The organism is Amycolatopsis umgeniensis, from assembly GCF_014205155.1.
Lineage (GTDB): Bacteria > Actinomycetota > Actinomycetes > Mycobacteriales > Pseudonocardiaceae > Amycolatopsis > Amycolatopsis umgeniensis.
In genome coordinates, this window is record NZ_JACHMX010000001.1 from 3,496,888 (window position 1) to 3,509,566 (window position 12,679).

Below are 12,679 nucleotides of genomic sequence, written 5' to 3' on the forward strand. Positions count from 1 at the left end.
CATGGTGCTTGCGCGAAGCGGGATCAGCGCTCCGAGATCGGCGTGTAGTTCCGCTCGGCGGAGCCGGTGTAGATCTGCCGCGGGCGGCCGATCTTGGTGGCCGGGTCCTGGATCATCTCGCGCCAGTGCGCGATCCAGCCCGGCAGGCGACCGAGCGCGAACAGCACGGTGAAGTACTTCGTCGGGAAGCCGAGCGCCCGGTAGATCAGACCGGTGTAGAAGTCGACGTTCGGGTACAGCTTCCGCTCGATGAAGTAGTCGTCCGAGAGCGCTGTCTCTTCCAGCTTCTTCGCGATGTCGAGCAGCTCGTCGCCGCCCTTGAGCTTGGAGAGGATCTCGTCCGCGGTGTTCTTGATGATCTTCGCGCGCGGGTCGTAGTTCTTGTAGACCCGGTGCCCGAAGCCCATCAGGCGGACACCCTTTTCCTTGTTCTTCACGCGGGTGACGAAGTTCGCGACGTCGCCGCCCTCGGCCTTGATGCCCTCGAGCATGTCCAGCACCGCGCTGTTGGCGCCACCGTGCAGCGGGCCGAAGAGCGCGTTGATGCCCGCCGAGATCGAGGCGAACAGGTTCGCCTCGGAGGAGCCGACGAGGCGCACTGTCGAGGTGGAGCAGTTCTGCTCGTGGTCGGCGTGCAGGATGAACAGCAGGTCGAGCGCCTTGGCGACGTCCGGGTCGACCTCGTAGGGCTCGGCCGGGAAGCCGAAGGTCATCCGCAGGAAGTTCTCGACCAGGCCGAGCGAGTTGTCCGGGTACAGCAGCGGCTGTCCGACGGACTTCTTGTACGCGTACGCGGCCAGGGTCGGGACCTTGGCCAGCAGGCGGATGGTGGACAGCTCCACGTTCGCTTCGTCGAACGGGTTGAGCGAGTCCTGGTAGAAGGTCGACAGCGCGGATACGGCGCTGGAGAGCACCGGCATCGGGTGCGCGTCACGCGGGAAGCCGCTGAAGAAGGCCTTGAGGTCTTCGTGCAGCAGGGTGTGGCGCTGGATCTTGTCGGTGAACTCCGCCAGCTGTGTCTGGGTCGGCAGCTCGCCGTAGATGAGCAGGTACGAGACCTCGATGAAGGTCGACTTCCCGGCCAGCTGCTCGATCGGGTAGCCGCGGTAGCGCAGGATGCCGGCGTCACCGTCGATGTAGGTGATGGCCGAGGACGCGGCGCCGGTGTTCACGAACCCGGGGTCGTGGGTGATGTACCCGGTCGTCGCCAGCAGCTTCCCCAGCTCGATCCCAGGCGCACCCTCGACCGGGTGGATCACCTTGAACTCGTGCTCGCCATTGGGCAGGCGCAGCGTCGCGGTCTCGCCGGACTGCCCCGCAGCCGTCGTCGCGTCGGACATGTAAGTCCCTCTCACGTTCAGCACGGGCCGGCGGCGCCTGTAGGTTCCACAGGTACGCCCTCTTTCACGCGCGTGACCCACGGCCTCGCTGCACACCGCCCCGCTGGGGTATGAATTCCCCACTACGCTAGTCGAGAATGGGGTCAACGCGCAGCGGGTGAGTTGCTCACAACAGCCCCTTTGGGACCAGGTTCACACGGCGGATGCCATATCTTCGGCCGTCGGCGGTTCCGCCCCACTCCGCGACACGGTGATCGACGCCGCTTTCGCCGCGAATTCGAGCGCCGAACGCCAGCCGTCGGCGTCGAGAGTGGACACGTCACGCACCTCGTTCGAGTACAGCCATGCCAGCAGCGCGCCCTGCACGGTGTCCCCCGCGCCGATCGTGTCGACGACGGCGACTCGGCGTGACGGGACTCGCGCGATTTCGCCCGCCCGTGTGATGACGGACAACCCCTGCGCGCCGCGGGTGAGCACCACGGCATCGACTCCGGCAGAGGTCCAGACCTTTGCGGCGTCGATCGGATCGGCGCCTTCGGTGAGCCATTCCGTGTCGTCGTCGGAGATCTTGAGCAGGCGGACGTCCGGCAACCAGGACTCGAACCTCGCCCGGTACGCGGCCGGATCGGCGATCAGCGCCGCCCGGATGTTCGGGTCGAGGACGGTCAGGACACCTCGGGCGGATTCACGGCGCAACATGGTTTCGTACGTGCTCGCGCCCGGCTCCAGGACCATGCCGAGCGTGCCGAGCGAGAGCGCCGTCACATTTTCCGGCAGCGCGCCGGGATCGCCGACCAGCCTGTCCGCGGTGCCCTCGGTGTAGAAGGTGTACTGCGCGGAGCCCTTCTCGTCGAGCGCGACCACGGCGAGCGTGGTCGGCTCGTTTCCCCGCTGCAGCAAGGCGGTGTCGACCCCGGAGGCGTGCAACCGGTCCACCAGCGCCATCCCGAAACGGTCATTGGAGACACGCGAGAAGAAGCCCGTCGGGACGCCGAGCCGTCCGGCGGCGAGCGCGACGTTGTAGGGACCACCCCCCATCCGGGGCAGCAGCGCGCGCAACCCACCGTCCACAGTGGAATCCAACGGTTCTCCAGGAACGAGGTCGACCAGCGCCTCTCCACCCACGACGATCACGGGCGCGATGCTAGCCGAGGCCGTGGTGCCACACCAGAATTGTCAGCTCAGGACATTTTTTGTCGCGATCCCGCCAAGGAGCAGTTCCGACAAAGCGGTGAAGGCTTCGGCGTCGGTCACCCCGGCGCGCTGGCCGACCACCCCGGTCTGGATTCCCTCGATGATGAGCCCCGCCATTTCCGCGATCAGCCGCGCGTGCACCTCACGGAAAACACCGTCGGTGACGCCGCGATCGATGAACGACCGGATGCGCTGGGCCGCGGCGCGGCTGTTGAGCTGATACGCGTCCCGCGCCGGGGCGAATTCGGCGATGTCGGTCATGAAAGCGGCCGAAGCGCGATTCAGGTATTCGGAGATGCCGGCGAGGTACTCCCCGAGGATCTTGCGGGCGTCGTCGATCCCGGCGATCCGCTCCTCCAGCAGCTCGGCGGCCCCTTTGAAAAAGTGGGTGACGACCTTGACCGCGAGCTGCTCCTTGCTGGGGGCGAGCGCGTAGAGGGTCGACTTCGAGCAGCGGAGCCTGGCGGCGAGGTCGTCCAGCGTGAACTGGGAGAACCCCTCGGCGAGGAAGAGCGCTTCGAGTTCCGAAAGCAACGCACGCTGACGTGCGGTGGGCTGGCGGCGCCGGGTCTTGCTCTCGGTCATCGGATCACTATCCCTTACGCGGACGGTGTACCCCCAGCGCCTTCTACTGTACGCTCAATGGACCCACAGTACTGTTTTTAGTACAGCTCAGCTCGGAGGAGCCATGCCGGCGGACCGTCTGCTGCCCAGCACCGAGGCCCAGGACCTGATCGACCTGGCCAAGGAGATCGCACGCGAAGAACTCGCTCCGATCGCGAGCAAGTACGAAGAGACCGCGCACTTCCCGCGTGAACAGTTCCGGCTGCTCGGGCAAGCCGGGCTGCTCGGCCTGCCGTACGCGGAGCGCTGGGGCGGCGGCGACCTGCCGTACGAGGTCTACCTGCAGGTTCTCGAGGAGATCGCGGCCGCGTGGATGTCCGTCGGCGTCGGGCTCTCCGTGCACACGATGTCCTGCTTCGCGCTGGCGCACCAAGGCACCGACGCGCAGCGCGACCGCTGGCTGCCCGACATGCTGGAGGGTGAACTGCTCGGCGCGTACGCCCTCTCGGAGACCCACGCCGGCTCCGACGCCGCGGCCCTTTCGACCCGCGCGCGGCTCGAAGATGACCAGTACGTCGTGAACGGCACGAAGGCGTGGATCACCCATGCGGGCGAGGCCGACTTCTACACGACCATGGTGCGCACGAGCGACGACGGCGGACAGGGCATCACCTGCCTGCTCGTCGACGCGGCGACTCCGGGCCTCTCGGCCGCGCCACCCGAGCGGAAAATGGGTCTCACCGGTTCGACCACCGCGCAGCTGATGTTCGACGACGCCGTCGTCGACGCCGAGCGGCGGATCGGCGACGAGGGCCAAGGGCTGAAGATCGCGCTGTCGTCACTCAGCTCCGGACGGCTGGGCATCGCCGCCTGCGCCGTCGGGCTCGCGCAGGCCGCGCTGGACGAGGCCCTCGAGTACGCGAAGGGCCGCACGCAGTTCGGGCGCCCGATCATCGAGTTCCAGGGCCTGGAGTTCCTGCTGGCCGACATGGCCGCGACCGTCGAGACGTCACGCGCGATGTACCTCGATGCGGCCCGCCGCCGCGACCGCGGGCTGCCGTTCCAGCGGCAGGCGTCGATCGCGAAACTCGTCGCGACCGACGGCGCGATGAAGGTGACCACCGACGCCGTGCAGGTCCTCGGCGGCGCCGGTTACACGAAGGACTTCCCGGTGGAGCGGTACATGCGGGAGGCGAAGGTGCCGCAGATCTTCGAGGGCACGAACCAGATCCAGCGCATGGTGATCGCACGGGAACTACGGAAGTCCTGACGCTCCGCGGGACTATGATCACGAGTGGTCACTGGGAGGCCGTGAGACGCTGTGACGCGGCCCGGCGGACAGGTGATGTTGCGAAAGTCGCGTTCGCAACGTTGAAGGTTGCGAACGCGACTTTCGCAACACCTTCCGGTGGAGCCCCTCACACCTTCCCAAGTCCGTGAAGGCCTCCTTGAGGGACTCAGGGTCCCTCAAGGAGGCCTTCACGGACTTGGGTTGGAATCGTCGAGCGTCAGTGCCCTCGCGGGCCGAACTGCGGCGGCGGGCCGCCTAGCTGCTGCTGTTGCGGCTGTTGCTGCTGCTGTTGCTGCGGCGGCCATCCGGCCTGCGGCGGATACGGCTGCTGCCCCGGCCCCGGCTGCCATTGAGGCCCAGGCTGCCCCGGCGGGTACTGCTGGACAGCCTGCGCGACGTGCGGCTGCTGGTATCCCTGCTGCTGGAATGCCTGCTGCTGCGGAAATCCCTGCCGGGCCGCGACAAGGTCACGCGCCTTGCGCCGCTTCCCGCGGATGAGCATCGTCGCGCCCAAACCGGTCAGCGCGACCCCGACCCCGGCCATCCAGAGCCCGTGGTTCCGGAACGTCTCCGCACGGGATTCGGCGGCGGCCTTCATCTCGTTGTAGGTGTCCTCGCCGGTACTGCGGCCGTTCTTCGTGGTCTCGCAGACGTCACCGGGCGACATGATCTTGCCGCCGCATTTGATGAGATTCGGATCCTCGCGCGAGAACAGCAAGGTGACGACCAAGAACCCGATACCGACGATCAGGACAAAGACCCAGCGCTTCATGTGTTACATGTCCTCCCCATATGTAACACATGAGAGCACAGGTCCCTCGTCCCTGACAAGAGCGAAGTCAGCTTTCGCGGTAACGGCGTTCCTCGGTGACGCCGACCCCGGCTTCGGAGTCGAAGTGGTAGACCTCGCGTCCGCGCACGAACACCCGCATGGCCCGGTTCATCACGTCGAGCGGATCACCCGACCAGAGGACCACGTCGGCGTCGAGACCCGGCTTCAGCGAGCCGACCTGGTCGTCGAGGTCCAGCATCGCGGCCGGGTTGACGGTCAGCGCCTTCAGCGCGGTCTCCGGGTCGAGGCCGTCCTTCACCGACAGCGCCGCCTGGTACACCAGGAAGTTGATCGGCACGACCGGGTGGTCCGTGGTGATCGCGATCCGCACGCCCGCCCTGGCGAGGATGCCGGGCGCGCGCAGCGTGCGGTTGCGCAGCTCCACTTTGGACTTGGTGGTGAACAGCGGGCCGAGGATCACCGGCACGTCCCGCTCGGCGAGCAGGTCCGCGATCAGATGCCCTTCGGTGCCGTGGTTGATCACCAGTTTGTAGCCGAACTCGTCCGCCAGCCGGATCGCGGTGACCATGTCGTCGGCGCGGTGGACGTGCTGGTCCCAGTACAGCTCGCCGTCGAGGACCTTGGCCAGGGTCTCCTTGGTCAGATCGACGTCGAACGGCTTGCCCTCACCGGCGGCGTGGTCGCGCTTGGCGGCGTAGTTGCGGGCGGCGGTGAACGCGTCGCGGATGGTCGACGCGACGCCGAGCCTGGTCGACGGCGTCTGCTTCTTCTCACCGTAGACCCGCTTCGGATTCTCGCCGAGCGCGCTCTTCACGCTGACGCCCTCGGCGAAGATCATGTCGAGCACCGTCCGGCCCCAGGTCTTGACGCCGATCGTCTGCCCGCCGATCGGGTTCCCGGAGCCGGGTTTGATGACGACGCTGGTGACACCGCCGGCCAGCGCGTCGTCGAAACCGGGCTCGTACGGGTCGATCCCGTCGATCGCCCGGAACCGCGCGCCGTTGGGGTCGGTCATCTCGTTCGTGTCGTTGCCCGACCAGCCCTCACCGTCCTCGTGGACGCCGAGGTGGGCGTGCGCGTCGATGAACCCGGGCAGCACCCACGAGCCCGCGGCGTCGATCAGTTCGGCGGCTTCGGGGACCTCGACGTCGGCGGCGGTGCCGACCGCGACGATCTTCCCGTTCTCGATGAGGACCGTGCCGCCGTCGATGGGATCACCGTCGACAGGGACGACGTAACCACCGACGATGGCCTTGACCTGTGCTTTGTCAGACATACTTTGACACGCTAACGAACTGGGCCGCCCGGACGCACGCGGGGCTTTTCAAAGTGGACGAGCTCGTAGTCCGACTCGGGCGTACGGTGTGTTTCGACGTAGCCGAGCTTCGGGTACATCCGCAGCGGACCGGCGCTCCGCTCTCCGGTGAACAGGCGGAACACGGTCACCGGCTCCGGCATCGCCGCTTCGGCCGCGAGCAGCAGCGAGCTGCCGAGCCCGTGACCCTGCCTGTCCGGCGCCACGATGAGCCTGCCGACGAGACCGGCCTCGCCGTCAACGACGATCCGGACGCTCGCCACCAGCCGTCCGGATTCCCTGATGCCCCAGGCGAAACACGCGGGATCGCCCAGGGCCTCCTTGGTCTGCTCGAAGGTCTCCACCAGCGGCGGAAGGTCCAGGTTCCGGTGCGTCCTCGCCTCCGGCACGTAGGCCGCGCGCTGCAGCGTGAGCGTTTCGCCCGCGTCCACGGGGCCCAGCCGGAGCAGCGACGTCATCAGCGCACCCGGATTCCCCAGCTCCCGGTCCACGAGGACGCGGGCTCCAGCTCGATCAGGTCGGTGCCGGTGTTGAGCGCGTCGGCGGGGCAGGTCATCGGCTCGATCGCCACCGCGCGGCCGCGGCCGACCAGGTCGTCCGGCGTGAACACCTGCGCCCAGTGGAAGTCCGGCCCCGCCCAGACCACCAGCTCCTGCTCGCCGTGCGAGAGGACGTGGTGGTGGTTGCCGTCCTCGGCGACGCTCAGCCCGCCGAACGCCGTGTCCAGGTCGACGCCTTCGAGCACCTTGCCGCGCCGGAAGTCGTACTCGGTCCCCTCGACGTCCTGCTCGTCGGCGTACGGCATCTGCTCGTCGCCGAGGTACGGCCGGACCCGGCTCGCGGGCAGCGTCAGGGTCAGCTCGTCGGTGGGCACGTCACCGATGCGGAAGTAGGGGTGCGTGCCGAGCCCGACGCCGATCGGGCTCTCGCCCTCGTTGCGGATCTCGTGCGTCACGATCAGCTCGCGCGGCGAGATCTCGTAAGTGATCGTCGCCCGCAGCGGCACCGGCCAGCCCTCCTGCGCCGGGACGTCGACGGCCAGGGTGATCGACGACTCCGCGTGTTCCAGGAGCTCCCACTCCTCGTGCCGGGTCAGGCCGTGGATCGCGTTGCCGCGAGCCTCCTCGGTGATCGGGAGCTGCTGCTTCTCGCCTTGGTGGACCCACTGGCCGCCCTTGGTGCGGTTCGGCCAAGGAAGCAGCACCTGCCCGGCACCCTTCGGCGGCTTCTCGTCCTCGGCGAACGCCTCGACGTACGGCACCCCGCCGACCTCGAACGCGCGCAACCCGGCACCGATCTCGGTGACGACGGCGCGCGCGTTGCCGCGGGTGATCTCGAACTGCTCTCCGGTGGGATTGGCCATGCGGACGAGGTTACTGTGGGAACGCCAAGCCCGGACGAAGGAGACCGTCGCGATGACCGTTCCCGGCTACCCCAGCACCGTCGGCCGCGTCCTGGAGCGGAGCGCCCGGCGCGTCCCTGGCCGGGTCGCGCTCACGTTCGCCGATCGCGTGTGGACTTACGCGGACCTCGACAGCGCGGCGGGCCGGGTCGCGGCGAAACTGCTCGGCCGCGGGCTCGTCCACGGTGACCGCGTCGCTGTCTTCGGCAAGAACTCCGACGCGTACCTGTTGCTGTACCTCGGTTGCGCACGGGCCGGACTGGTGCACGTGCCGGTGAACTTCAACGCGCGCGGCGAGGAACTGGAGTACCTGCTCACGCAGTCCGAGCCCGCGGTCGCGTTCGTCGATCCCGCGCTGGCCGAACACGTGAAGTCCGAACATGAGTCCACTTCGGACATTCTCGGCTGGGCACTCGACACCACCCTTGCGCCGCACGAGGAATCCGGCGTCGCGGACGACGATCTCGTCCAGCTGCTCTACACCTCCGGCACGACTTCCCGGCCGAAGGGCGCGATGCTCACCCATCGCGCGCTCGTGCACGAGTATTCGTCCTGCATCGCCGCGCTCGACCTGAGCGACCGTGACGTGCCGCTGCACGCGTTGCCGCTGTACCACTCGGCGCAGATGCACGTCTTCCTCATGCCAGGACTGGCCGTCGGCGCGACGAACCACCTCGTCGAGGCCCCCGATCTCGGCGACATCCTCGCGCGGATCCCGCGCCAGGGGGTCACTTCACTGTTCTTCCCACCGACCGTCTGGGTGGGACTCGCGAACCATCCCGGCCTCGCCGAAGCGGATCTGAGCGGCCTCACCAAGGCCTACTACGGCGCGTCGATCATGCCCGTCCCGGTACTGGAGAAACTCCGCGAGCGGCTGCCGGGAGTCGGGTTCTACAACTGCTTCGGCCAATCGGAGATCGGTCCACTCGCGACGGTGCTGCGCCCCGAAGAACACGACGCGCGGCCGGATTCCGTCGGCCGCCCGGTCCTGTTCGTCGAGACACGCGTGGTGGACGCCGAGATGAACGACCTCCCGCCGGGCGAACTCGGCGAGGTCGTGTACCGCTCTCCGCAGCTGTGCACCGGATACTGGGGCAAGCCCGAGGAATCGGTGGAGGCGTTCAAGGGCGGCTGGTTCCATTCCGGCGATCTGGTGCGCCAGGACGGAGAGGGCTATCTGTTCGTCGTCGACCGGATCAAGGACGTCGTCAACACCGGCGGCGTGCTCGTCGCGTCGCGCGAGGTGGAAGACGCGCTGTACGCACATCCCGCCGTCGCCGAGGTCGCCGTCGTCGGCCTGCCGCACGAACGCTGGATCGAGGCGATCGCCGCCGTGGTCGTGGTGAAGGAGTCCGTCGACGAAGCCGAGCTGATCGAATTCGCCAAGAATTCGCTGGCTGCGCACAAGGTGCCGAAGTCGGTGCATTTCGTCGGCGAACTGCCGAAGAACGCGTCCGGGAAACTGCTCAAACGCGAGCTGCGGCAACAGTTCGGCGGGTCAGCGTCCGCGATCGGCGTCTAGCGACTCGGCGAACTCGCAGGCCGCTTCGAGGCTGCCCGGACGCGGCGGATCCTCCGGATCCCAGCCGAGTTCGCGGTCTCGCAGGACCTGCGAAAGCAGCGGCCGCCACCGCGGATCGAGATTTTCGCGAGCCCATTCGAGCGCGCCGCGCTTCGACTCGACCTCGGCCGTACGCACCGTGTAGAGCACACGGCAACAAGTCGACACGATGTAGCGCTGGGTCCACGCGATGTCGAAGGGCGCCCACGTCCGCACGCCGTCGACCAGCCCGTGCAGTTCCTCGCGCATCGCCGCGCGCATCGCGTCCGGCGGCGGCTCGTCGACCAGGCTCGCGATCGGCGGGCCGTCGAGCACGATGCCGCGGTGACGCAGGATCCAGCGCGTGTGGAGGCTGTTGCAGTGGGTGTCCCAGATCAGGATGCGATGGCCGTGATCGCAGTACAGCCAAGGAGTTCCGAGCCCTTGGCTGCTTTTCAGGGAGCCGATGTCCGCATACGAACCCTCGATTTCCTTGCACCAGAAGCCTTCGCGCGTGGGCAGCTCGTCGTGGAGCGCACGGAGGTCGGCTTCGGCCTTGCCACTCGGCGGTTCGGTGGTCGCGATGATGAAGTCGCAGTCGCTGTGGAGGTCGCCGGCGCCGAGGGCGAAGGAGCCCTGGACGTACGCGCCGACGTAGGTGTCGCCGAGGATTTCGCGGGCTGAGGCGACGAGGCCGACGAGGACTTCGTCGAGTTCCGCGTAGGGCGTGTACACGATGACTCTCTGAGAAGGTGTCGTGTTCGTCGGCGAACCTTGTGACGCCGACTGTGTGGATTTTAGGACGTTGGATGACCAGAAATCCACACGGTCCCGCGTGACCGGTCCGATCATGGTGGGGGTGTGTGGAAATAGGGACGTTGAGTGTCCCTATTTCCACACACCCCCACCTCTCGACAGCTGCCGGAACCGCGGGGCCGTCCGATCCCGGAGAACGCGGCACCGCAAGATTACTAGACCGGTCGTCATACTTTGGGCTACAGTCGGCCGCATGGTCCGCCGCACCGACACCCGGCAGCGCATGCTCGATTCCGCCGCCGAGCTCTTCCACCAGCAGGGTTACCACGCCACCGGCCTCAACCAGCTCGTCGCCGCCGTCGGCGCGCCCAAGGGGTCGCTCTACTTCCACTTCCCCGGCGGCAAGGAACAGCTGGCCGCCGAGGCCATCCGCCAGTCCGCAGACCGGCTTTGCGAGCAGCTGCGCACGATCACCGAGAACTCGCCCGACGTCATCACCGGCATCGAGAACGTCGTCGAGGCGCTGGCGATCTCACTGGAGGAGTCGGACTTCCAGCGCGGATGTCCACTCGCGACGGTCGCGCTCGACGCGTCGGGTGACAGCGAGGCGATCCGCCAGGCCTGCGCCGACGGCTACACCTCCTGGCACACCCTCATCTCCGAAGCCCTGAACGAGCTGGGCACCGACAGGGCGGATCAGCTGGCGACCGTCGTCCTCGCCTCCGTCGAGGGCGGTCTGCTGCTGGCCAAGACGTTGCACGACACCGCGCCGCTGCGCGCGATCGCCCCTCACCTCCGCACCACACTCGAACGGGAGTCGTCCTGATGCGCGTCCACCACCTCAACTGCGGGACCATGCGGCCCATCGGCGGCAAACTCGTCGACGGCAGGCCCGGGCTGTTCCGCCGCGCGGAACTGATCTGCCACTGCCTCCTGCTGGAGACCGAGACCGGGCTCGTGCTCGTCGAGACCGGCGTCGGCACCCCGACCGTCAACCGGCCCGTCGAATGGCTCGGCGCCGGTTTCGTCCGGTTGGTCCATCCCGACAGCGACGACGACCTCAGCGCCACCACCCAGATCCGCAAGCTCGGTTTCGACCCCGCCGACGTGCGCGACATCGTGCTGACCCACCTCGATCTCGATCACGCGGGCGGGCTCGTCGACTTCCCGCGGGCACGGGTCCATGTCCACGCCCGTGAGCTCCAGGCACTGGAGAAGCCGATCGACCGCAAGGAGGCGAGCCGTTACCGGAAGGTCCAGTTCGACCACGGCCCGATCTGGCGGTCTTACCGCGCCGACGGCGAGCCGTGGTTCGGCTTCGAAGCCGTCCGCGAGCTCGAAGGCGTGCCTGACGTGCTGCTCATCCCGCTCGCCGGGCATACGCGCGGGCACGCCGGGATCGCGGTCGACACCGGCGACGGCTGGCTCCTGAACGCCGGGGACGCGGTCTTCCACGGCGGCGAGCTGGCGCAAAAGCCGCACATCCCGTTCGCGCTGGGGTTCTTCGAGTCGTACATGCAGACGGAGAAAACGGCACGACTGGACAACCAGCGCCGGCTGCGCGAACTTGTCAGTAACAACGGTGACGAGGTGACGGTCTTCGCCGCGCACGACGCCACCGCATTCGAACGGTTCAGCCAGAGGAGCAGGCTATGAAGGTCCACCATCTGAACTGCGGCACGATGCGCGCGCCGGGAGGCAAATTCCTCGACGGTCAGCCGGGTCTGCTGCGCCGCTCGGAGCTGGTGGCGCACTGCCTGCTGATCGAGACCGGCGACGGGCTCGTGCTGGTGGACACCGGTTTCGGCCGCAAGGGCGTCGCGAATCCCGGCGGGTGGCTCGGTACGCCGTTCACGCTGATGGTGGGCGCGAAACCGGTCGAGGTGGAAACGGCCGCCCACCAGATCGAAGCGCTCGGTCACAAGCTCGAGGACGTCCGGCACATCATCTGCACCCATCTCGACGTCGACCACGCGGGCGGGCTCGCGGACTTCCCGCACGCCGTCGTGCACGTCCGCACCGCGGAGCACGACGCGGCGACGTCGCCGTCCAACGCGAGCGAAAAGTTCCGGTTCCGCGCCAACCAGTTCGCCCACCGTCCACTGTGGAGCCAGTACGACGAGGCGGGCGACGAGTGGTTCGGCTTCCAGGCCGTCCGCGAGCTCAAGGGACTGCCACCGGAGATCCTGCTGGTACCGCTCGCGGGACACACCAAGGGCCACACCGGGGTGGCCGTCGACACCGGCGACGGCTGGCTGCTGCACGCGGGCGACGCGTACTTCTTCCACGGTCAGATGGATCCGGTGAAGCCGCACTGCCCGCCGGGGATGACCGTGTTCCAGAACATGGTGCAGACGCTGCGCAAACCGCGGCTGGAGAACGTCGAGCGGCTGCGTGAGCTGAGCCGAGAACACGCTGACGAGGTCACCGTGTTCTCGGCCCACAGCCCGGTGGAGTACCAGGCACTCAGCCGCGGATAGCGAG

Annotated in this window: 13 protein-coding genes; 5 read left to right on the plus strand and 8 right to left on the minus strand. The window is 67.8% G+C overall.

Annotation, left to right across the window (positions count from 1 at the left end; translation table 11 throughout):
• Positions 1-23 precede the first annotated feature (23 nt).
• The 3 genes from HDA45_RS16085 to HDA45_RS16095 form a co-directional block, all read right to left on the minus strand.
• On the minus strand, positions 24-1,340 hold the full coding sequence (locus HDA45_RS16085; protein ID WP_184896117.1) for a citrate synthase: 1,317 nt from the start codon (positions 1,338-1,340) through the stop codon (positions 24-26).
• Between the two features lie 192 nt (positions 1,341-1,532).
• Complete coding sequence (locus HDA45_RS16090; RefSeq protein WP_184896120.1) at positions 1,533-2,474, minus strand: PfkB family carbohydrate kinase; 942 nt, start codon at positions 2,472-2,474, stop codon at positions 1,533-1,535.
• Between the two features lie 42 nt (positions 2,475-2,516).
• Complete coding sequence (locus tag HDA45_RS16095) at positions 2,517-3,119, minus strand: TetR/AcrR family transcriptional regulator (protein ID WP_184896122.1); 603 nt, start codon at positions 3,117-3,119, stop codon at positions 2,517-2,519.
• Between the two features lie 103 nt (positions 3,120-3,222).
• On the opposite strand from HDA45_RS16095, the gene HDA45_RS16100 reads away from it, so the two are divergent.
• Complete coding sequence (locus tag HDA45_RS16100; protein WP_184896124.1) at positions 3,223-4,368, plus strand: acyl-CoA dehydrogenase family protein; 1,146 nt, start codon at positions 3,223-3,225, stop codon at positions 4,366-4,368.
• A gap of 238 nt (positions 4,369-4,606) precedes the next feature.
• Here the strand turns inward: HDA45_RS16100 and HDA45_RS16105 are convergent, their stop codons facing one another.
• The 4 genes from HDA45_RS16105 to HDA45_RS16120 form a co-directional block, all read right to left on the minus strand.
• Positions 4,607-5,161, minus strand: a complete 555-nt coding sequence (locus HDA45_RS16105) for a hypothetical protein (RefSeq protein WP_184896126.1) — start codon at positions 5,159-5,161, stop codon at positions 4,607-4,609.
• Between the two features lie 67 nt (positions 5,162-5,228).
• Entirely contained in the window at positions 5,229-6,458 is a 1,230-nt protein-coding gene (locus HDA45_RS16110; protein WP_184896128.1) for an amidohydrolase, read from the minus strand.
• An 11-nt stretch (positions 6,459-6,469) separates the two neighbouring features.
• The gene (locus tag HDA45_RS16115) at positions 6,470-6,955 is read right to left on the minus strand and encodes a GNAT family N-acetyltransferase (RefSeq protein WP_221471138.1); all 486 of its coding nucleotides are present in this window, start codon (positions 6,953-6,955) and stop codon (positions 6,470-6,472) included.
• On the minus strand, positions 6,955-7,860 hold the full coding sequence (locus tag HDA45_RS16120) for an aldose 1-epimerase family protein (RefSeq protein WP_184896132.1): 906 nt from the start codon (positions 7,858-7,860) through the stop codon (positions 6,955-6,957). The genes HDA45_RS16115 and HDA45_RS16120 overlap by 1 nt, the downstream gene beginning before the upstream one ends.
• A 52-nt stretch (positions 7,861-7,912) precedes the next feature.
• Between HDA45_RS16120 and HDA45_RS16125 the strand changes: the two genes are divergently transcribed.
• Positions 7,913-9,421 carry a fatty acyl-CoA synthetase gene (locus HDA45_RS16125; RefSeq protein WP_184905700.1) on the plus strand — a complete coding sequence of 503 codons (1,509 nt, stop codon included), beginning with the start codon at positions 7,913-7,915 and terminating at the stop codon, positions 9,419-9,421.
• Here HDA45_RS16125 and HDA45_RS42800 read toward each other — a convergent pair.
• Entirely contained in the window at positions 9,398-10,174 is a 777-nt protein-coding gene (locus HDA45_RS42800; RefSeq protein ID WP_184896135.1) for an aminoglycoside adenylyltransferase domain-containing protein, read from the minus strand. The genes HDA45_RS16125 and HDA45_RS42800 overlap by 24 nt on opposite strands.
• Before the next feature lie 274 nt (positions 10,175-10,448).
• Here HDA45_RS42800 and HDA45_RS16135 point away from each other — a divergent pair, with 274 nt between their 5' ends.
• From HDA45_RS16135 to HDA45_RS16145, 3 genes are read left to right on the plus strand one after another with little or no spacing between them, the layout of a single operon-like run.
• Complete coding sequence (locus tag HDA45_RS16135; protein ID WP_184896137.1) at positions 10,449-11,021, plus strand: TetR/AcrR family transcriptional regulator; 573 nt, start codon at positions 10,449-10,451, stop codon at positions 11,019-11,021.
• The gene (locus HDA45_RS16140; RefSeq protein ID WP_184896139.1) at positions 11,021-11,851 is read left to right on the plus strand and encodes an MBL fold metallo-hydrolase; all 831 of its coding nucleotides are present in this window, start codon (positions 11,021-11,023) and stop codon (positions 11,849-11,851) included. Before HDA45_RS16135 ends, HDA45_RS16140 begins: the two co-directional genes overlap by 1 nt.
• The gene (locus HDA45_RS16145; protein ID WP_184896141.1) at positions 11,848-12,675 is read left to right on the plus strand and encodes an MBL fold metallo-hydrolase; all 828 of its coding nucleotides are present in this window, start codon (positions 11,848-11,850) and stop codon (positions 12,673-12,675) included. The genes HDA45_RS16140 and HDA45_RS16145 overlap by 4 nt, the downstream gene beginning before the upstream one ends.
• Positions 12,676-12,679 lie beyond the last annotated feature (4 nt).